18 protein-coding genes and 2 pseudogenes are annotated in these 19,244 nt (G+C 61.0%); 16 read left to right on the top strand and 4 right to left on the bottom strand.

Annotation, left to right across the window (positions count from 1 at the left end; genetic code table 11):
- The first annotated feature begins 136 nt into the window (after positions 1–136).
- From FGD77_RS20545 to FGD77_RS22515, 7 genes are all read left to right on the top strand, one after another.
- Entirely contained in the window at positions 137–880 is a 744-nt protein-coding gene (locus FGD77_RS20545; RefSeq protein ID WP_255013351.1) for a DUF1013 domain-containing protein, read from the top strand.
- Between the two features lie 248 nt (positions 881–1,128).
- The gene (locus FGD77_RS20540; RefSeq protein WP_255013348.1) at positions 1,129–1,953 is read left to right on the top strand and encodes a carbon-nitrogen hydrolase family protein; all 825 of its coding nucleotides are present in this window, start codon (positions 1,129–1,131) and stop codon (positions 1,951–1,953) included.
- 169 nt (positions 1,954–2,122) lie between these two features.
- Entirely contained in the window at positions 2,123–4,087 is a 1,965-nt protein-coding gene (locus FGD77_RS20535; protein WP_255013345.1) for a site-specific integrase, read from the top strand.
- Between the two features lie 107 nt (positions 4,088–4,194).
- Positions 4,195–4,338, top strand: a complete 144-nt coding sequence (locus FGD77_RS22530; protein ID WP_369682748.1) for a transposase — start codon at positions 4,195–4,197, stop codon at positions 4,336–4,338.
- Positions 4,339–4,703: 365 nt separating this feature from the next.
- Positions 4,704–5,084 carry a hypothetical protein gene (locus FGD77_RS22525; RefSeq protein WP_369682773.1) on the top strand — a complete coding sequence of 127 codons (381 nt, stop codon included), beginning with the start codon at positions 4,704–4,706 and terminating at the stop codon, positions 5,082–5,084.
- Positions 5,021–5,182: a hypothetical protein gene (locus FGD77_RS22520; RefSeq protein WP_369682747.1), complete on the top strand. Its 162-nt coding sequence runs from the start codon at positions 5,021–5,023 to the stop codon at positions 5,180–5,182. The genes FGD77_RS22525 and FGD77_RS22520 overlap by 64 nt, the downstream gene beginning before the upstream one ends.
- A gap of 45 nt (positions 5,183–5,227) precedes the next feature.
- Entirely contained in the window at positions 5,228–5,581 is a 354-nt protein-coding gene (locus tag FGD77_RS22515) for a transposase (RefSeq protein ID WP_369682746.1), read from the top strand.
- A gap of 373 nt (positions 5,582–5,954) precedes the next feature.
- On the opposite strand, the gene FGD77_RS20520 is transcribed toward FGD77_RS22515, so the two are convergent.
- Positions 5,955–7,081 (bottom strand): IS3 family transposase gene (locus FGD77_RS20520; RefSeq protein ID WP_255013343.1). Its coding sequence is split into 2 segments (ribosomal slippage): positions 5,955–6,817 and positions 6,817–7,081, totalling 1,128 coding nucleotides; the frame shifts between segments, so codons are not numbered across the junction.
- Positions 7,082–7,133: 52 nt separating this feature from the next.
- Between FGD77_RS20520 and FGD77_RS20515 the strand changes: the two genes are divergently transcribed.
- Both FGD77_RS20515 and FGD77_RS20510 read left to right on the top strand, forming a co-directional pair.
- Positions 7,134–7,484, top strand: a complete 351-nt coding sequence (locus FGD77_RS20515; protein ID WP_255013340.1) for an MgtC/SapB family protein — start codon at positions 7,134–7,136, stop codon at positions 7,482–7,484.
- Positions 7,485–7,494: 10 nt separating this feature from the next.
- On the top strand, positions 7,495–8,232 hold the full coding sequence (locus FGD77_RS20510) for a Crp/Fnr family transcriptional regulator (RefSeq protein ID WP_255007515.1): 738 nt from the start codon (positions 7,495–7,497) through the stop codon (positions 8,230–8,232).
- Positions 8,233–8,380: 148 nt separating this feature from the next.
- Here the strand turns inward: FGD77_RS20510 and FGD77_RS20505 are convergent, their stop codons facing one another.
- The gene (locus FGD77_RS20505; protein ID WP_255013338.1) at positions 8,381–8,536 is read right to left on the bottom strand and encodes a hypothetical protein; all 156 of its coding nucleotides are present in this window, start codon (positions 8,534–8,536) and stop codon (positions 8,381–8,383) included.
- 187 nt (positions 8,537–8,723) lie between these two features.
- On the opposite strand from FGD77_RS20505, the pseudogene FGD77_RS20500 reads away from it, so the two are divergent.
- The 7 genes and pseudogenes from FGD77_RS20500 to FGD77_RS20470 all read left to right on the top strand — a co-directional run.
- Positions 8,724–9,463: pseudogene (locus FGD77_RS20500) on the top strand (IS110 family transposase); the annotation flags it as partial.
- A gap of 494 nt (positions 9,464–9,957) precedes the next feature.
- Positions 9,958–11,421, top strand: coding sequence for a glycosyltransferase family 2 protein (locus FGD77_RS20495; RefSeq protein WP_369682745.1), 1,464 nt, complete (start codon positions 9,958–9,960; stop codon positions 11,419–11,421).
- Positions 11,418–12,386 (top strand): glycosyltransferase family 2 protein, encoded by a 969-nt coding sequence (locus FGD77_RS20490; RefSeq protein ID WP_255013336.1) that lies wholly within the window; start codon positions 11,418–11,420, stop codon positions 12,384–12,386. Before FGD77_RS20495 ends, FGD77_RS20490 begins: the two co-directional genes overlap by 4 nt.
- A gap of 5 nt (positions 12,387–12,391) precedes the next feature.
- The gene (locus FGD77_RS20485; RefSeq protein WP_255013333.1) at positions 12,392–13,429 is read left to right on the top strand and encodes a glycosyltransferase; all 1,038 of its coding nucleotides are present in this window, start codon (positions 12,392–12,394) and stop codon (positions 13,427–13,429) included.
- A gap of 3 nt (positions 13,430–13,432) precedes the next feature.
- A complete protein-coding gene (locus FGD77_RS20480; protein ID WP_255013331.1) occupies positions 13,433–14,533 on the top strand; it encodes an acyl-CoA dehydrogenase in 1,101 nt (366 codons plus the stop codon).
- The gene (locus FGD77_RS20475) at positions 14,530–15,234 is read left to right on the top strand and encodes a PIG-L deacetylase family protein (RefSeq protein ID WP_255013329.1); all 705 of its coding nucleotides are present in this window, start codon (positions 14,530–14,532) and stop codon (positions 15,232–15,234) included. The genes FGD77_RS20480 and FGD77_RS20475 overlap by 4 nt, the downstream gene beginning before the upstream one ends.
- A pseudogene (locus FGD77_RS20470) lies at positions 15,234–15,440 on the top strand (SAM-dependent methyltransferase); the annotation flags it as partial. The gene FGD77_RS20475 and the pseudogene FGD77_RS20470, both read left to right, overlap by 1 nt.
- A gap of 71 nt (positions 15,441–15,511) precedes the next feature.
- Here FGD77_RS20470 and FGD77_RS20465 read toward each other — a convergent pair.
- Together FGD77_RS20465 and FGD77_RS20460 are read right to left on the bottom strand one after the other, a co-directional pair.
- The gene (locus FGD77_RS20465; RefSeq protein ID WP_255013327.1) at positions 15,512–16,351 is read right to left on the bottom strand and encodes a plasmid recombination protein; all 840 of its coding nucleotides are present in this window, start codon (positions 16,349–16,351) and stop codon (positions 15,512–15,514) included.
- A 570-nt stretch (positions 16,352–16,921) separates the two neighbouring features.
- Positions 16,922–19,093, bottom strand: a complete 2,172-nt coding sequence (locus FGD77_RS20460; protein ID WP_255013325.1) for an AAA family ATPase — start codon at positions 19,091–19,093, stop codon at positions 16,922–16,924.
- Positions 19,094–19,244: the final 151 nt, after the last annotated feature.

The raw sequence follows: 19,244 nt of genomic DNA, 5'->3' as shown, positions 1-19,244 counted from the left end.
TCCATTTCGCAATTTGCGCACTATACCCAGCCCCAAGTTTCCCGACAATGGCGACCCGCCCCGGACCAGATCCGCGGCCTCCTGGAGACAGGAGACAGGGAAGGCTTGCCGGAATTCATAGCTGTAGGAGAGACACATGGCGAAACCACTGATGGCCAAGGCCACCGCCGTCTGGCTGGTGGACAATACCACGCTCAGCTTCAAGCAGATCGCGGATTTCACTGAAATGCACGAACTTGAGGTTCAGGGCATTGCCGATGGCGATGTGGCCACTGGCGTCAAGGGGTTTGACCCGATCGCCAACAATCAGCTGGAACAGTCCGAGATCGATGCCTCGGAAAAGGATCCGATGCGCAAGCTGAAGCTGAAATACAACGCCTCTGCCGAGGGCGAGGAAAAGCGCCGCGGCCCGCGTTACACACCGCTGTCCAAGCGGCAGGATCGCCCGGCGTCGATCCTGTGGCTGGTCAAGTTCCACCCGGAACTGGCTGATGCCCAGATCTCCAAGCTGGTCGGCACGACCAAACCGACGATCCAGGCGATCCGCGAGCGCACGCATTGGAACATCTCCAATATCCAGCCGATCGATCCCGTCGCGCTGGGCCTGTGCAAGCAGTCCGAACTGGACGCCGCCGTGCAAAAGGCCGCCGCCAAGAAGGCCCGCGATGGCGAAGCAATGAGCGATGATGATCGCCGCAAGCTGCTGAGCACCGAGCAGAGCCTGTCCAGCGATGACGATCACAAGATGCCGACCGCCATCGAGGGGCTTGAGACGTTCACGTTGGGCCACGGAGAGCCGGAGGTCACCGAAAAGCAATACGACGCCGACAGCCTGTTCAACCTGCCCGATGATAAGGGCGAGGATGAGGACGACGCGTAAGGCAAACGCGCGCCGCTGTCTGCCAATCCAATCCCGGCCGCCAATCCGCGCGCCGGGATTTTTGGTGCCCAGCGTGCAGATATGGCTTGGGAGAACCCTGGATGCGTATGCCCATGGCGTGACGCTTTTTCGATCGACAAGCTGGCGATGGATGTGGTGGTGATTTGAATTATGTCGTCGCTGCCGCCTTGCATTTGGCGGCGGCGCTGACCTAGGCTGCGGCTCGATTTCCCAGCAGGAGCCTGCCCATGACCCGCTTTCTCGATATTGCCTGCCTGCAACTGCGCCCCATGCCGGATATGGAGACCGCGCTGACCGAGGCGCTGCCGATGTGCGAACAGGCGGTGACGGGCGGCGCGCAAATGTTGTTTTTGCCGGAATATTGCGGCGGGCTGAAGTCCGAGGGCGCGGCGGTGGCGCCGCCTTCGGCACCCGAAGAGGACCATCTCTTTTTGCGCCGGATGCAGGAGTTTGCGGCGCAGCATGGCGTCTGGATCAATCTTGGCTCCGTCGCCGTGGATGGCCCGGATGGGCGCATCATCAATCGCGGTTTCATGCTGACGCCGGATGGCAACATCGCTGGGCGGTATGACAAGATCCACCTGTTCGATATCCAATTGTCCGCTGACGAGGTTTACCGCGAAAGCGACCGGGTCGATCCGGGGCACTGCGCGGTGATCCACCAAACGCCGCTGGCGCGGGTGGGGCATGCCATTTGCTACGATCTGCGTTTTTCGCATCTTTTCCGCGCACTGGCACAGGGCGGGGCCGAGATACTGGCCTGCCCGGCGGCATTTACCGCCAAAACCGGCGCGGCGCATTGGCACGTTCTGAATCGCGCCCGGGCGATCGAGACGACGCGGTTTGTGGTATCCGCCGCGATGACGGGGCCGATCCCGGGCGGGGGCGAAACCTATGGTCATTCGCTGATCGTCGATCCGTGGGGCGAGGTGCTGGCCGATGGCGGCGCGGGGCCGGGCGTGGTGGCGGCGCGCATCGATCTGGACCGCATTGCCGAAACCGAAGGGCGGATCCCCAGCCTGATGAACGACGTGGATTTCGCACGGGTCTGAGAAAATTCTACGAATTTTCTTTGCCTTCGGCGAGGATAGTCAGAGGGACAAGAGATGTTAGCGCGTTGATTATGAGTGATTTTTGGTGTTCTTCCTCTGATGTGTCGCACAATGGTGTCACGCACGGATATAGAGACTTGTGACGCGTTCGCCCTAATCGAGGGCTATCATGAGCAAACATCTTCACCTCTTCAAGCGGGGAAACATCTTCTACTGGCGCCGTCGCCTGCCGGCGTTATCCACAGGAAATCGCTGTCTTCAGCTATCTTTGCATACCTCAGATCTGCGAAAAGCGTCTATTATCGCTCGGAAATTAACTTCCGAGAGTGATCGCATGCTGCACGATATTTCACAAAACCTCCTGTCCGTCGCGGATGCCAAGGCCTGGCTCAGCCATGTCATTGCCGAAGAGCTCGGCCGCATCCGGCATGGCCGGGTGGTGTTTGGTGCGGACCCGGTCGGGCCCGCGGAAGACGACCGGCGCGCTGATTGGGCGACAGCGCAGGCATGGAAGCTGATGGCGCAGGGTGGACCTAAGGCAGAAGTGACGAACGATGTTGCTGCGCGCTTGCGCACAGAAGGCGCAACCGAAGCCGACCTTTACGCTCTGGAGACGCACCTGTCCATGAACACGCAGGATGTGATGTCCGAGGCACGGATGAACCGCATTGCGCGTGGCTTCATGGAATTGACCGATCTCAGCACACGCCCCGGAAATGTCGAACTCCTGCACCTGCGCAAACTTTTGATCGAAGGGCGGGCTGCGGCTTGGGCGCAGGCAGATAGCGCAGGGCTGAACCCCGAGCCAGAGATTGCGCGGACCCTCGCTGAGCATATGACAGAGGCATTGCTGTCTTCTCAGAAGGCCGCGTATTTTGCCCAGCCTGCGGCCGCGACAGACCAGTCAACACCAGTGGCATCTGCGCAAGCTCAGCCAGTCGCACATGTGGATCCGGCCCCTTCCGCGGTGCCTGATGTGGTGCCCTCAGCTTATGATCCCTGCATCTTTGCGGTAACCCGCCGGCTGAACGCCGCGAAGACGGCGCTGCAGAGTCAGGGATCCGCCGAAGGAGCTGCCCTGAGTGCGATGGAAAAGATGCGCCTCGCCACGGCCACGCTATTCGTAAAGGCGACCGACATTCAGGATGTGCGCCACATTCACAAAGCGGATGTCGCGCGCTTTCGAGACGCCCTTCTCAAGCTGCCGAAGAGCTGGGGAAAGAGCCGCAAAGACGAGGGCGCACCGATCGCAGACATCTTTGAGCGCGCTCGCTGCCTGCCGGCCGATAAGGTCGGCCTGTCTGTCACAACGATCAATCGTCATCTTGATATGCTGCGCCAGATCCTTGATCGGGCGGATGGTGAAGGTATCGAAATCGATCCCAAGGTGCAGCCGAAAAAGCTTCGGCTCCGTGAGACGGTGCGCCGCCGCAACAAGCGCCCGGCCTTTTCCGCTGAGGATTTGGCCCTTCTGTTCCAGCACCATATCTGGACGGGGTGCCACAGCCCTCGCTTCCGCAACAAACCGGGAAAGTCGCTCCTGAAGGACGGGCTCTACTGGGTGCCGTTGATCGCTGCCTATACGGGAGCGCGGCGGGAAGAAATTGCGGCCCTTTCTTTGGGAGATATCCGGGAGGAGAACGGTATTTCCTTCTTCAACTTCGCGGAGAACGATAATCGCGGTGTGAAGACGCTCGCAGGTGAGCGGCGGGTGCCTGTGCATGACAGGTTGATCGCGCTCGGCCTTCTCGACCATGTCGCTGCGCTTCGGCGGAAGAAGTCTTCCGATCTTTTCCCAGAGTTGAAGCCGAAGGGGCATGTGAAAGGATCGCTGAAGAAGTACGGCGAAACTCTCTATTATAATTGGGAGAACGCGCTGAATCTGGTCTTCGGCGACGACAAGCATGGCTATGGCATGCATTCCTTCCGTCACTATATGAATGACACGCTGGCGCGGGAAACGTCGGTTCCCAAGATCGTTCGGTTAGAACTTATTGGGCACGAGGGCGAGGATACGAATGAGAGCGTCTACACCAAGGGCGCCGCAATTTCAGAGCTTCACAAGGCGATCAACCACCTTCCGGTGGTCGAGAGCTTGGTTGAAAGATCGTATGCGCCGTCCCCGTCCCATTGATTTCTGCGGTTCCGTTGCACTGAACCAACGGCGAGTTTCGTTCTGAGCATTCAGAAGGAGACGACGATGGCGGATGGCGGGGACGGGTTTGACGGCTGTATTGAGTTGTGCAGCGGACGCGTGGATATCGGCGCTGGCCGGGTGAGGTGAAGGCGCGGATCGTGGCCGAGAGCTTTCAGCCAGGCGCGTGGCAGCACGGCTTGGCCGCGCATCAGCTTTCGGATTGGCGGCGGCGGGCTCGCCGAGGGTAGCTGGCCTTGTCGGCGGACGCCATGGCGGTAGTGTCATCAGCTGTTCTTCCAGCCTTTGTGCAGAAAGGCCCATGGCAGGCGCGAGAAGTCATAGTTCCGGACCGGTTTCGATACTTTGCGCACCTGGATCATCCATCAGCCCGGCCAGGCACTCGATGCGTGGGCCGGGACATGCCCTAGACGGCCCTTTCAGCCCGCCGGATCCTTGTGAGATGCCGCAATGGGGCTGGCTCCGGGTCGTCACCGTTTCGGCTTGTCGTGACTGTGGATGTGAGGTGTCGTTGCCCTTGGCACGCAATGTGTGCTTACGGGGTCTTGCCGTGAGGCGCGCCCCAATCCTAAACACGGAATGAAAGGGCAACGACATGGATCTGCTTATCGGTTTGGACGTCTCGCTGGCAAGCACCGCGATCTGCGTTCTCAACGCGCATGGGAAGGTGGCCAGGGAAACGACGGGGGCCAGCGAACCGGAGGAGTTGGTGGCGGCTCTGCGCGCCCTGTCTGGCAAGGTGGTCGCGGTGGGTCTGGAAGCTGGTCCGCTTTCGCAACGGCTGCACAAGCACCTGACGGAAGCCGGTTGTGAGACCGTGCTGATGGAAGCCCGGCAAGTGAAGGGTGCGCTGAAGGCGATGCCGACAAGACTGATCGCCGGGACGCATTCGGCATCGCGCGGCTCCTGCAGATGGGCTGGTTCCGGCCAGTGCATTGCAAATCGGTGTCGGCGCAGGAAATGCGGGCGGTGCTGACGGCGCGCAAATCGATCCAGCAGGCAGCCATCAATCTCGAGCTGTCGATACGCGGGCTCTTGCGCAACTTCGGACTGAAGATGGGCGTGGTCGCCTAGGGCCGTTTCTAGGCCCGGGTCCGGGAGCTGACTGCGGGGAGCCCGATGCTGGAGACCGCCGCAGACCCGATCCTGAGAGCGCGGGCGGCATTGCGAAACGAATTGGCCGGACTGGAAAAACTGGTCAGAGATCACGCCAAATCCGACCCGATCTGCCGCTTGATGATGACCATGCCCGGCGTCGGCGCGATCGTTGCCCTCACGGCCAAGTCTGCTATCGACGATCCAGAACGTTTCCGCTCCTCGAAGGATGTTGGCCCCTGGGCCGGGTTGACGCAGAGGCGGAAGCAGTCCGGCGAGCGCGATGTCATCGGCCAGATCACGCGGACAGGAGATGCTGGCTTGCGCACCGCGCTCTACCAAGCTGCAACGGTGATGTTGATCCTCGCGCGTGGCTGATGTGATCCAGTCATGGTGATCGATCCCATCGCCAAGCCAGAGCCCATTCTTGCGCATTTCAGTCCGCCGCAGGATGTTGCGGACCGAGGAGCTCTCGACGTTCACGGTGCTCTTGGAGAAGGTCGAGGCGCGGATGGAGAACTGACCGACCACATCAGCGAGGATGGGTTTGCGTCCGATGAATGCCATCCTGTTCGCCACGCATTTCGAGACCCAGTTAAAGTTTTCGCGTACTGGTTCATAGGTCTCTCTCATTTGTTTCGAGGATGCTGGATAATGATACGACGACACCCTTTGTCCATATTATCGCGCTGATAATGACTTTCGACAATCTGGGGGTGGAGTGCCCCCATCGAGTGGTCCGGTTTGAATGTTAGTGCATGGTCGGCCTCTGGTCTATCGGCAGAATACTTTCAGGCGCGGGCGGGCGATATCGAAGGGAGCTGTGCGGCCTGATGGTGTTGTAATGGCGACGCCATCTTTCGATCAGGATCTGTGCCTCGCGTAGTGTTGAAAAGACCTCACCGTTGAGCAGCTCGTCCCGAAACCGGGAATTGAAACTCTCACAGTAGCCGTTCTCCCAAGGTGATCCTGGTGCGATGAAGGCCGTCTTCGCGCCAACCGCGCCAATCCAGGCGCGCACCTTCTTGGCGATGAATTCCGCGCCATTGTCTGACCTTATGTATTCCGGCGGGCCGCGCAGGATGAACAGGTCGGTCAGGGCGTCAACCACATCGGTTGAGTTGAGCTTGCGTTTGACACGGATCACCAGTGCCTCCTTCGTGAATTCATCGATGATGTTGAGCGTGCGGAAAACCCGCCCGTCGTGGGTCCGATCCTGAACAAAGTCGTAAGACCAAACATGGTTCGGGCGCTCCGGCCGCAGCCGGACGCACGATCCGTCGTTCAGCCAGAGCCGTCCCTTCTTGGGTTGCTTTTGCGGAACTTTCAGCCCCTCCCGCCGCCAGATCCGTTCGACCCTTTTATGGTTCACATGCCAGCCGCTGTTGTTTAGCATCCCGGTGATCATGCGATACCCATAGCGTCCAAACTCTTCTGTCAGTGCGATGATGTCATCGGTCAGCCGCTCTTCGTCCGGCGGGCCACAGGGCACCTTGCGCTGTGTCGAGCGATGCTGACCCAATGTGCGGCAAACCCGGCGCTCAGATACGCTGAGGGTTTGCCGCACATGGTCAATGCACTGTCTGCGGCGGGAAGGGCTTAGAAGTTTCCCCGGGCGGCCTCGGTCAGGATCATCTTGTCCAGCGTCAGATCCGACACGGCGCGCCTCAGCCGGGTATTCTCAACCTCCAACTCCTTTAGCCGTTTGAGCTGATCACGGCTCATGCCGCCATATTCTTTGCGCCATCGATAATAGGTCTGCTGCGTCACGCCAATCTGGCGAACCGCATCAGCGATCGAACTGCCTTGCCCTTGCAACACTTCAACCTGCCGAAGCTTCAGCACGATCTCTTCGGGTTTATCTCTCTTTCCAGCCATCTCTGGTCCTCCTGAAATGGGATAATACTATCCCAGTTGGTGGACCACTTCAGTGGGGGCACTCCACTATGTTCTGGTGGCGATCGGCTCTGCCGCTTTGATGACGGTAACGCTCAACTTCGCATTGAGCGGCATGGCCGAAGATGATGCCATTTCCATCGATCCCACCCGCCTGATTCAGGGCATTGTTGGCGGTATCGGTTTCCTTGGAGCGGGGGCGATCATGTCGCCCAGCGACGACGGACGACTGAAAGGTGTCCGCAGCGGCGCGGCGATTTGGGCCGTGGGGTCGATCGGCATCGCCTGCGGGCTAGGTTTCCTGAAAGAGGCGGCGTTCATCTCGGCGCTGATCTTCGTAGTTCTCAACATCTTTGACTGGCTTCATATCCGAGGCAACAAATAGAAAGGTCGACATGTCCAGCACATCCAGTTGCCTCGTCACGAAACTGTCGCATTACGTATCCATGTCCGAGGCGGATCGCGCAAGGCTGGCCACGCTCGAAAAGGCAGAGCGGAATTTCGATGCCGGACAAGAGGTGTATCAGGGGGGCGACGAGAACAAGGACCTCTATGTCGTGAAGCATGGCTGGGCCTTCAGCTATACCGATCTGCCCGATGGCCGCCGCCAGATCGTCAAGATCCATCACCCCGGCGACATCGTCGGCTTTCCCGATGTCGCTCTCAAGCACGCCACGACCACATTGCGCACCGTCGAAGAGGTGTGCCTGTGTCCGTTTCCAAAATCGTCGCTCGACGAAATTCTCAGGAAATCTCCGAAGCTCTCGGCGCTTTTGCTGTCGATTGCACTGCGAGACCAGGTTGTTCTCATTGATGTGTTGCGGGCAATGGGCCGGATGAGCGCGCAGGAACGGGTCAGCTACATGCTGCTGGACCTGATCGCGCGGCTGCGGATCACCAATCAGGATATGACCGATACGATCCGCCTGCCGATGACCCAGAGCCAGATTGCCGATTATCTTGGGCTGACCAATGTATACATCAGCAAGACATTCATCCGCATGGAAGAGGACGGCTACATTCATCGCGATCAGAATCGCCTCCGGATCCTTAGGGAGGATGCGATGATCGCACTCACGGATTTTCACGATCGATATGCCGACATGGATACCTCATGGTTTCCGCAGGACTAGGGGCTGTTGACGTTCACCGTATCTGAATGATTGTTGCCGCAATCGAGATGAAGGCCTTGAAGCTCTGATCTGCCTTGCAGGAGCGCATGGCTATCCACCTGTTTTCATTCATATTTCCGAAGTAGTTTTCGATCAGGTGCCGCCATTTTTAGGTTTCCTTGTCGAAGGTTGCGGGAAATTTTCGATTGGATTTCGGCGGTATGACCGGGATGATGTCGCGTTCCAGCAGGTCATTGCGAAACCAATCTGCATCCGAAGCCCTATCCGCCAGCAAGTGCCCGGCAGACAGATCACGGATCAACATATCAGTCTCGCGCAGACCGTGGGCCTGTCCCGCTGCCTGGCAGGCGATTGACTTCAATCGCCGAGAAGGGGGCATCAGGCAGAAATCGACGAGGTTGCCGAGTGCGTCTGTCAGAGCCAGTATCTTCGTCGTCATGCCGCCGCGAGAACGGCCGATGGCCTGGCAAAGAGTCCCCCTTTTGCGCCCTGAAGCGATCTGCGAAGCGGTTCAGCGCCCAGTAATGCGTTTTGTGCCGGTGAAAACAATCGAACAACAGGGCGTTCTTATGACGCATCGCACCCGCTCATTGTTGGTCCGTCAACGCACCATGGCGGCAAATACGCTGCGTGCCCATTTGGCCGAATTCGATCAGGTCGTAAATCCTGGCATCGCCAATCTGGTGAAGCTGGCCGACAGGGCGTTCATCGACAAAGAGCTTCCACCCTTTGCTCTCCGGGCTCTTGCAATCCTGATCCGGCGGCTTGCTGAACTAACTGAGAAGATCTGCACACTCGACCAAGAATTGCGGGCTTGGCATTCAGAGAACGAGGCCAGCCGCAGACTCGCTGTAGTTCCGGGCATTGGTGTGATCACGGCAACCGCCATCGTAGCGACATTCACAGCCCCAGAGCAGTTCCGCTCCGGTCGGCAGTTCGCTGCATGGCTTGGACTCACGCCTCAACAGCATTCAACCGGTGGTAAGACCCGGCTTGGCGGCATCTCCAAACAGGGGGATCGATATCTTCGACGATTACTGGTGGTAGGTGCGACTGCGGTCATGCGTCACGCGAAGAAAATCAGACCCCTATGACTGATTGGGTGAATGATTTGCTGGAGAAAAAGCCATTCCGGCTCGTCTCCGTCGCGCTTGCCAATAAACTCGCCCGCATCGCCCGGGTAATCCTGACAAAAGGAGAACCCTACCGACCATACAGGCTGCCCGCCTGAACCGCAAATAGCTCAATACGAATTGGCAAAGGCAGTCGATGATGCGTAACGATCGAGCCAATGGTGATGAAAACCCGTCTGATTCAACGTTCCGCTAAAGCACGCGAACTTAATCAGGGACTTCACCGGCGGATTTCCATCAGGGCCAGCGGCAGATGAGCGTCGCACAAACAGGCCGGACATATGAAAGCAACCGATCAACGCAACGAGACAAAATCAGCCCTTGCCATAAGGGGTGTCCACACTTGAATCAGAAGTTAGGTGATTTGGGCATCCGAAACGTCAACAGCCCCTAGGTGCGCCGGACTGATTCAATCCAGTTGAAAGCCCGGTTCGGTCATATCGCGCATTCTAAGGGTAACAGCGTATGCGTCGCTCGCATGCGCGCGGGCACTAAACGGCAAGTGAAATGGTTGCTGATTCGATGATATAGTAATTCTGCAAGCTGCTGATCATAAATAATATTATCGCAATTTAACGCCTGGGTGTGAACAATGAAACTTTGGCCTTTCGTAGTCTGTATCATGCTGATTCTGGCAGCTATCGTTCCGGGTGTCGGCATAGTCATTTGCGCGATGGTCCTTGTCATTCAGATCACCTTGATAGGAATTCGGCCGATTATCGCGTGTCTCCCCGCGCGACTAACTAGAGGTCAGCGGAATGTCGCCACTCCCCGATTTTCGATCCATGTAGCGACCCATTCGGAACCGCCCGACATGGTAATCTACACCCTGCGCACCTTGCTGGATCAGGATTGGTCCGGGAATGGCTACGAGATCATCGTGATGGACAACAACACAACCGATCCGGCACTGTGGAAGCCGGTCGAAAGGTTCTGCGCGGCCTATCCTGACCGCATCACATTTCTTCACTGGATGGGCGTCAGCGGCGCAAAGGCGGGCGCGCTCAACATTGCACTGGAGCATACTGGCGCGGACGCGACCCATATAGTCACCGTCGATGCGGATTATGTCGTCCACCGCGATTTCCTGAGCCGCGCCACGGAAGCGTTGCACCGGACCGGGGCGGATTACGTGCAGTTTCCGCAATCCTATATTGCCACGACCACCACCGCACCGGGAATAGATGCCGAACTCGAGGAGTATTTCCGCACCAATGCCGCCGTCGCCGACGAGGCCGAGGCAGTGCTGCTGACCGGCACGCTCTGCGTGATCTCGAAACCGGCGCTCAGCGCCGCAGGCGGTTGGTCCGGTGCCACCACGACCGAGGATGCGGAACTGGGCGTGCGGCTTTGCCATGCTGGCTTCACCGGGCGTTTCATCAACCAAGTCGTGGGAAAGGGCTTGCTGCCGCTGTCTCTGCGGGATCTCGAGAAACAGCGATATCGCTGGTGCAGCGGCAACGTCCAGACCCTGCTGAGACACGGGTCGAAGATCCTCACCCCCACGGGCAATTTCAATCTGCACAAGCGGCTGGTCATCCTGTCGCAATTGACCGCCTGGTTCAGTCTCTCCCTCGTTCCCTTCGCGCTGCTGACGGTATGGCTGCTGACCGGCCAAGGGCACACTGTCGCCATCACGTTGGCAGCTGGAGCTATCGCGCTTAACTTGTGTGACATCACGATACGCGTCGTTGCGCGCGGGCTGCGCGACAGGCTGGCACTTCCTGTCGTTTTGCACGCGTTGGCCTGCCGCATCGCCCTTGCGCCGCAATCGGCCAAGGCGACGTTCGATGCGCTGACAGGCAGCCGCCTGAAATTCGTGGTGACTGATAAATCCGGCGACAAGGCCCATGCGGCCGACTTTCTGTCTGGATGCCACCTGATGATCTTCATCACGTCGGTCTTGCTGCTGATCGGTGTGCAGCCCGGCGACCCGTTGATCCTTGCCGCGCTTCTGACGCTTCTGCTGCCGCTGCCCGCCGCGCTGCTGACCGACAGAAGCTTGCGCGCCTATCGCAAGGCAATTGTCCCACCCATGACGGAGGTCATCACATGAGATCCGATCCGCTTGCTCCCCTGGTCGACATTATCATCCCGACCTATAATCGCGCGCATCTGATCGCCGGGGCCATCCGCGCCGCGCTCGAGCAAAGCTGGTGGAACAACCGTGTCACCGTGATCGACGACGCCAGCACCGACGCCACCGAAGTCGCGGTGCGGCCTTTCCTTTCCGACGCGCGCTTCAACTATATCCGGCTGTCGGGCAACCTCGGCACGGCAAATGCCAAGAATGCAGGCCTCCTGCTGACCGATGGTGAGGCCGTCACCTTTCACGACTCCGACGACATTCCGCATCGCGACAAGGTTCTCCATCAGGTGCGCGCTCTGACCGCGCAGGACATCGGTGCCGATGAGTGCCTGAACTGGCGCCTGGCGGGCAAGGAAGCGGGCCAGAGGCTGGAGGTCAGCGCTGTGCTCACCCATCACGAACTGGTCCTGCCGGACGGGCGCCGCGTTAAAATACGCCGCGACATTTCCCTGCTGGACGACGTGTTTCCGAACCTTCAGATGGGCGCCCGTGTGCCCGGCGAGTGGACGCATATCAACTCCGGCCTTTTCTGCACCGATGTGTTCCGCCGCCTCGGCGGCTTCGAGGATTGCATCGAGGAGGATCGCGAATTTCGCAACCGGCTGATCCTGAACGGAGAAATCATTTGGATCGTGCCGGAACTGCTGCTGACCAAAATCGAAACCCCCGACAGCCTGACGCAATCGGCGGTCTCGGATTACGACAGCGCCCGGCGCAAGGCGGACCGGCAACTGGTCTGGAAGAAGGTTGAGGCCTGGCGGCAGAGCGGCACGGTAAACCCAGTGCCGGTGGATATCCCAAACCTTGGCGTGAGCTTCGTCAGCTGCCCCGATCTGCTGCTGCGGCGCGACATTCCGACCGTGCCCGATACATCGGCGCAGGTCGACAGCATCCTGTCGTCACGTTCGGCCGCACAGGTGGCCGCACAATGAGGCCGATGCGGCAAGAGACCGGGCGCGCGCCCGTGGCGATTATCGATCCGTGCAGCGCTGCGGGTTACGATCTGCGCGGTCTCGGGACCGGCGGGCTTGGAGGCACCGAAGCGACGGTACTGCGTGTGGCGACCGCGCTTGGCCCGCAGTTCGCGATCACCCACTTTCAGAACGGTCGCAGACATCGGCATTTATCCGGCGCCGGACAGTTACGCCCCCTGCAAGACCTTGACGATGCGGAAAACCCCGCCGCCTTGATCGTCATCAACCGCTGGAAAGTGGCGATTAAACTGTGCAAGCAATACCCGGACACCCCGATTTTCCTCTGGCTGCATGTCTATCCGGGCCGTCACAACCGCAAGATGGGCGCGGCGCTGAAAGCAGCCGGTATTACCGTCATCTGCGTTTCCAAGACACATGCGAGAGAACTCGAAGCTTTTCTCGGGACGGAGGATGCACCGCGTATCCGCGTAATCTACAATCCGCTCGACGACACTTTGCAACCCGACGACACGGCCCGCAATCCCGACAGGCTGCTTTTCGCCAGTTCGCCCCACAAGGGGCTGGCCGAGGTGTTCGGCCAGTTTGCTGCCCTGCGCCGCGATCTTCCGAGCCTGACCCTCGCAATCGCCGATCCCGGCTATCTGCGGTGGGACACGGGGCCGGTGCCCGAGGGGGTGATATTTCTGGGCTCGCTGTCTCATGCCGCCTTGATCCGGCAGATGCGCCGCGCGCTATGCCTGTTCTATCCGCAGACTAGTTTTGCCGAGACTTTTGGTCTGGTCCTGGCCGAGGCCAATGCGGTCGGCACTCCCGTTCTGGTGCATGCGGAGCTGGGTGCGAACGCGGAAATTGTTGCGGATGCGGATCAGCAGGTGGACGGGCACGACCCGGCGCAAGTCCTCGCCCGCATCCGCGCTTGGCGTCGGTCGCCGTCGCAGGTCACGGCCAATCCTGATTTCCGGATGAGCGCAGTTACGCAGCAGTGGGCGCATCTCCTCCAGCGCACCGAGGCGACCCAGATGCAGTTGAGAATGGTGTAGAAAATGACAGCACCGAAATCCCTTTGCGTCGTGTCGCAGCCGCCAAATGCTGATCAGCGGGTGCCTGTCCGGATATCGCGAGAGTTGCGGGCGATCGCCGCAGATGAAGAACGCGGCTACCGCTCAATTGCCTGCTCGATCGACCTGTTGCGGCAGGCAGGTTACCTGACCGACGACGGCGCATTCGATCCCGCCCGGACCGCACGGGCATTGATGCAAGTCGGGGCAGCAAACCTCAGCGTCGGACGCCTGTGGGAGGGGCATATCAACGCGCTGCATCTGATCCGGCTCTATGGCACAGGCGACCTGAAAACGTCCATGAACCGTCGAATTGAAAAGGGCGCCCTGCTCGGGGTCTGGGGGGCGGACGCCGAGGTGCCGGTCACGCTGGATGCATTCGATACCCACTTGAACGGGCGCAAGAATTTCACCTCGGGGCTGGAGACCGTGACCCATGCCATCGTTACCGTAAATTCAGGGCGCGATGTGCGATTGGCGCTGATCGATGTGACGGACACCGCTCGCGCGGACCCATCGACGTGGGACATGCAGGGCATGCAGGCGACAGCATCGGGGGCCTACGATTTCACGGGCCTGTCTGCGGACAGGATCGAGTGGGTTGGCAGCCCCGGCGACTATTTGAAAGAGCCGCGTTTCGTTGGTGGCGTCTGGCGGATCGCCGCATTGCAAGCCGGTGCTGCGGCAGGATTGCTGGACATGGCCGCAACCGAGCTCCGCACTGCGGGACGAATGAACGCGGAGGCCCAGCAGTCACGTCTTATCAGTGTGCTGATGCGGGTCTGGGCTGGAATGGCACTGACCGAGCGTGCGGCCGACGCCACGATCGATCGGGAAATCGCGCCGGAAGATATCGTGGCCACGTCGATCGCGGCGCGGCTCTTCACCGAAGAGGTTGGCCTCGACGCCATTCGCGCTGTCGAACAGAGCATTGGCCTGCGGCATTTCGAGGCCGGTTCCGAGACCGGACGCATGGCGCGCGATCTTGCGGTCTATCTGCGGCAGGCTGCGCGTGATGCGTTCCTGCAACGGGCGGCGCGGACTGCCGTTGGAGAAGACGGTCGCATCTGGGGAGTATTCGGGTGAATATCGCGCACAGCCTTCTGTTGCCGGACGTGTTTGAGGGCAGGGAAAAGCTCGTTGTGCTGGCCCCGCATCCTGACGATGAATCCCTCGGCTGCGGCGCTCTGCTGGCGCGGGCCTTCACGGGCGCGGGCGCGCATGTCATCTGCCTGACTGACGGAAGTGCGAGCCACCCGGGTTCGACCGAATGGACGTCGCAGCGGATGGCGGCCCGGCGACGCGCGGAAATGATCGAGGCGATTGAGTGCCTCGGCGGATCCGCGCGCGATCTGACCTGGCTGGGCATGACGGACAGCGGTCTTTACCAGGCCGATACCAACGCCGTCGCGGTCGACCTTGAACAAATTATTGCGGATTTCGGCGCGCGGCACATCTTTGCGCCAGCCGCCGAAGACCACCATGAAGATCATCAGGCGACGGCTCGGTTCGCCAGCGAGTTGCGCACCCGCCGCCCGGACTGGTCATTCTACAGTTATCCCCTGTGGTGTCGCTGGGACGACCCCGATTTCCGGCAGACCACCGCCCGACATGCACCGATATATCTGTCTTCGGGTGATCTGCGGGAGAGAAAACGGACAGCGATCAACGCGCATCAAACACAACTGGGGCAGATCATCACCGACGATGCTACGGGCTTCGCTCTGTCGGCGGGGTTCGTCGAGAAATTCGTCACTGAAGACGAGATCTTCTGGAGGATGCCTTAATGGGTGTGGGCCGCGATCATCTGCACGCACTCTATGCCGACACTTCGGATCCCTGGGATTTCGCGCACAGCGATTACGAGCAGGCCAAGTTCGCCGCGACGCGCGCTGCGCTGTCGCGGCCCCGTTACACTTCGGCGTTCGAGCTTGGCTGCGGCAACGGTCAGCTCGCCCGGCATCTGGTTGAGATCTGCGATCGCTATACCGGCATGGATGCGGTGGCCATCGCGATCGAGGCGGCGCGTCAAGCTGTGCCGAATGCCCGTTTCATCCACGACTTTTACCCTTGTCCGCTATCCTTGCGCTCACGCGCCTCCTTGATCGCGCGTTTGCGCGACTTGCGGACCGTGGCGCTGGCCAAGGTTCGCCCTTCTTCGACAATCCTATCCGCTTTCTGCTTTTCATCTTCCAACGTCTGCTGTGCTTCCGCCCGTGCCAGCTTTTGCTGTTCTGCCCGCCACTGTGATGGCGGCACATGTCGCCGCTTCGCAGGCACCGGCTCTCCGTTGCGTTTTGCCTCCCGGCGTGCCTCGGCATCGCGTACTCCGCGGGTGATACCCAGATCGGTGAACGCCTCTCCCGCCAGATCCTGAGCATGCTCGTAGCTATAGATGAGCGGGTTCATCGAGGCCTGCAACAAGACCTGTTGCCCGCGGTTGACGGTGATCCGTTCGCGCCAGACCGCCACGACAAAATGGATGTGATAGGCCTCCTCATCGGCATGGCCGCTGGCATAGCGCAACTGCCCATCCGGGAAGTGCTGCTGCAGAAATGCCAGGGCGGCCGCGCGGAACCGGCCGACCTGTTCCGGGTCCCAATCCGCATGGCCGGTGCCGCCGAACCATTTCTTGTTTACCGTCAGAATACCTTCGCGCAGGGGGCCATGGCGGCTGCGCTTCCAGGGATCGACCAGGCCTTGCTCCTGAACACCGCGGGCTTCTCTCTTGCGCGACTTGGCCTTCAGAGCCTCCACATGCGCGTGAATATTCTGCCGTTTGGCTTGGTCAATCTCGGCCAGCAGAGTCTTCTTCCAGCCTTCTTCACCGAAAAGGTGCTCGTTCAGCGCCGTGCTGCCCAGATCGACATGGGAAAGATCGCCACCTGATCGCTTGTCATGCATCGCAAAGCGGCCAAGATCATTCGGATGCAGCCCCTGAAACCGAAAAACGATGGGCGTATTTCCGATGGCTGAAAGCTGGGGATTGTGAAATTTGGCATGGATGGACATAGTGGCACCTAGGATATCTCAATGTCCCGAGTCTCGCCTCAACCCGTGAAAATCCATTTACCGGATCGAGTAACCTTTCCGTGATAATTGCCGGAACTGGTACTCATTAGTCTTGTTGCAATCCCGGGGAGCCCCGGAACTACAACAAGATCGCTCGCTCGGGGGATACCCCCGAGACCCCTTCTCGGAATCATTCAATGGGCACCCCATTTCACGATCCCTGCGACCAGCAGCCTGCTGGACCCTCCCCCCGCTATTTGAAATAGTTTTTCGATTACCTTTTCGATTGTCTATTATGGTTCATGGTTCACCTGACTATCTTGGCCTGTCTGGGTTCCTCCCGATATCGTATCGCGCGTCATCGCGCAGGTGTTCCGACTCAGGTTTGGGTTTTCGGTCGACTCCATTTGGGAGCCGACCCTGCGGTAATCCGCTGCGCCGATGCAGAGGGCGCCCCGCGTGTCAGGAGGCCCCCGAGTTCTGAGCGACCGCCGCACCCTTGATCCCATGCTGCGCGTCGTGGCTCCCCGTCTCTTCGGAAGGGGCGAGCGCCCGGCTGTTGTCATGGCTACCGATGTCCGGCGCCGAAGCCCCAGGTGCCCGCGCGAGCCATGCGTCCAGCCGCGCTCCTTCGAGGAGCCCGACTTTGACGAGGTCCGCCGCCATCTCGATCAGGAGCCCCCTGCGGGTCTCGAGGAGCCGCATCGCGCGGGCCTCGGCGGCCTCAAGTCGGGCGCGGATGCGGGCGGCATTGGCCGGATCTCGCAGGTAGGCTGCGGAGGAGATGTCGAGCCAGACCGGCCCCTCGGCGCCGAGCCCCATGCGGGTGTCGATGCCGATGGCGGTCTGCGTCGCCTGGGCAAGGTCCGAGAGTGCGTTGCCGCCCGCACCGGCCGCCGCTACGCCGAGGATCAGGCGCTCGGCGGCGCGGCCCGCGAGGGCGTAGGTCAGCTCGGCCTCGAGATCCTCGAGCATCAGCTCGCCGGAGGCATGGGACAGCCAGGCCTGTCCGCCCTGCCGGGTCAGAACCAGCCGGGTGATCTTGCCGAGGCCGAGGCAGGTGCCGACGATGGCATGGCCGCATTCATGGAGCGCGATGCGTCGCTCGCGCGCCGGGCTGTGATCCTCCGCCTCGGGGTCGAGCGCGGTCAGCACGTCGCGCGCTGCGACTTCGCGGCCTTCCTGGCGCGCGGCACTGCGCGCCTGGCGCAGGGCACCGTCGACATCCGCCGCGCTCTGGCCGGTGGCGGCGCGGGTCAGGCGCGCCATCTCCTCGGGTGGGATATCGGGGCCAAGGCCATCGCGAAGCATCTGCGCCAGCGCCCCCGCACCCGGTAGCGGCACCTGCGCCTTGATATCGATGCGGCCCGGCCGCAGGACTGCCGCATCGATCTTGTCGGGAAAGTTGGTGGTGGCGACGATCATCACGCCCTCGATGTATTTGAGGCTGTCGAGGGCCTCGAGGAAGGCATTGATCACCTGTGCCCGGTAGCTGTTATTATGTGGGTCCGGATCGGCGCGGTCGCCGACGGCGTCGATCTCGTCGATCACGAGGATCGCCGGGCGGGCGGCGGCGGCCTCGTCAAAACTGGCGCGCATCGCCCGCAGCATGTGGGAAAGATTGCCCATCGCTTGCCACGAGGCAAAGCTGCCGCGCACCAGCGCAACGCCCGCGCTGCCGGCCATGGCGCGCGCCAGATGCGACTTGCCGGTGCCGGGCGGACCCCAAAGCAGCACCGAGCGCTGCACGTCGGCCCAGCCGATGCGCCCGTCCGACCAGCCCTGCAGATCCGCGACCATCCGGCGCGCTGCCGCTTCGGCCTCGCCGTAGCCTTCGATGTCATCGAGGGTGGGGCCGCCATCGGATGTCCGCCGGGTGGTATCCAAGAGGCGCGCAGCAACCTCGCGCGGGGTTGCGGCGCGCAAGGCCAAGGTCAGGGAGGCATCCGACAGGCGCGCGAGGGCGCGATCCTGGGGCAGCGCATCGAAGAGTTCGGGATCAATCTTGCCGGTGGCGCTGCTTGTGGCGGCGATCATTGCCATCAGGATGTCGCGCGACAGAGGCGCAAGCTGCAGCGGGTCGGGCAGCGCGCGGCGCAGATCCTCGGGCAGCTGCGCCAGGGTCTCGGCGAGGATCAGGACGGGATACGGCGCGTCCAGAGCCCGCGTCACTCCCTGCAGCGCCGCGCCCCTGATGCGCAGCTTGTCGCGGTCCTCAATGGCGATCTCGACAACGCAGAGATCGGGAACGCCATCGACTTTCGGGTCCGCATCTTTCAGCAGGACGGCGGGCCACACCTGCGCCTCATCGGGCAGGATCGTCGATTCCAGCATGCTGCGCACAGAGGTCATCGACATGCCGCCCGTGTCGGGGCCGATCTCGATCAGCGTCACCGCCCCCGGCGCCATGATGTCCTTGACGCGCGCCTGCGTGCCGATCGTCGCGCACAGCCGCAGCATCAGCGACAGAGCACTGGTCGGTACATGAACCGCCGGGCGATCGCGGCCCTGATTGTCCACCGCCAGCGGATCGCCTCCGGCCGCGCGCAGGGCGTCCTGATCGTCGATCGGGATCTGCATCACCGTCGGCGATGCGGCGGGGGAGCCGAGCGGCTCGGACCCGCGATCGGACATCTTGCGCTCGGGAGGCTCAACGGGCTGCCACGGACGGCGCCCGTCGCCGGACCGGTTTTCGGCGAGCTCGGCATGGTCGGCGCGCAGACGGGTCTGCGCGGGTCAGGCGCGGGAGCTGCAGGCGATGACCGTCAACATGCAGGTGATCCTG

This window comes from Roseovarius sp. M141, assembly GCF_024355225.1.
Lineage (GTDB): Bacteria > Pseudomonadota > Alphaproteobacteria > Rhodobacterales > Rhodobacteraceae > Roseovarius.
The sequence above is the reverse complement of the archived record's forward strand: the minus strand, read 5'-3'. Positions and strand labels throughout refer to the sequence as shown.

Bases quoted from the DNA above. Each gene is read 5' to 3' on its own strand.
- FGD77_RS20490 (WP_255013336.1), top strand. From the start codon at position 11,418: ATGAGATCCGATCCGCTTGCTCCCCTGGTCGACATTATCATCCCGACC.
- FGD77_RS20505 (WP_255013338.1), bottom strand. From the start codon at position 8,536: ATGTTGATCCGTGATCTGTCTGCCGGGCACTTGCTGGCGGATAGGGCT.
- FGD77_RS22520 (WP_369682747.1), top strand. From the start codon at position 5,021: ATGGGCTGGTTCCGGCCAGTGCATTGCAAATCGGTGTCGGCGCAGGAA.
- FGD77_RS20510 (WP_255007515.1), top strand. From the start codon at position 7,495: ATGTCCAGCACATCCAGTTGCCTCGTCACGAAACTGTCGCATTACGTA.
- FGD77_RS22525 (WP_369682773.1), top strand. From the start codon at position 4,704: ATGGATCTGCTTATCGGTTTGGACGTCTCGCTGGCAAGCACCGCGATC.
- FGD77_RS20545 (WP_255013351.1), top strand. From the start codon at position 137: ATGGCGAAACCACTGATGGCCAAGGCCACCGCCGTCTGGCTGGTGGAC.
- FGD77_RS20540 (WP_255013348.1), top strand. From the start codon at position 1,129: ATGACCCGCTTTCTCGATATTGCCTGCCTGCAACTGCGCCCCATGCCG.
- FGD77_RS20465 (WP_255013327.1), bottom strand. From the start codon at position 16,351: ATGCATGACAAGCGATCAGGTGGCGATCTTTCCCATGTCGATCTGGGC.
- FGD77_RS20495 (WP_369682745.1), top strand. From the start codon at position 9,958: ATGAAACTTTGGCCTTTCGTAGTCTGTATCATGCTGATTCTGGCAGCT.
- FGD77_RS20485 (WP_255013333.1), top strand. From the start codon at position 12,392: ATGCGGCAAGAGACCGGGCGCGCGCCCGTGGCGATTATCGATCCGTGC.
- FGD77_RS20535 (WP_255013345.1), top strand. From the start codon at position 2,123: ATGAGCAAACATCTTCACCTCTTCAAGCGGGGAAACATCTTCTACTGG.
- FGD77_RS20460 (WP_255013325.1), bottom strand. From the start codon at position 19,093: ATGTCCGATCGCGGGTCCGAGCCGCTCGGCTCCCCCGCCGCATCGCCG.
- FGD77_RS22515 (WP_369682746.1), top strand. From the start codon at position 5,228: ATGCTGGAGACCGCCGCAGACCCGATCCTGAGAGCGCGGGCGGCATTG.
- FGD77_RS20480 (WP_255013331.1), top strand. From the start codon at position 13,433: ATGACAGCACCGAAATCCCTTTGCGTCGTGTCGCAGCCGCCAAATGCT.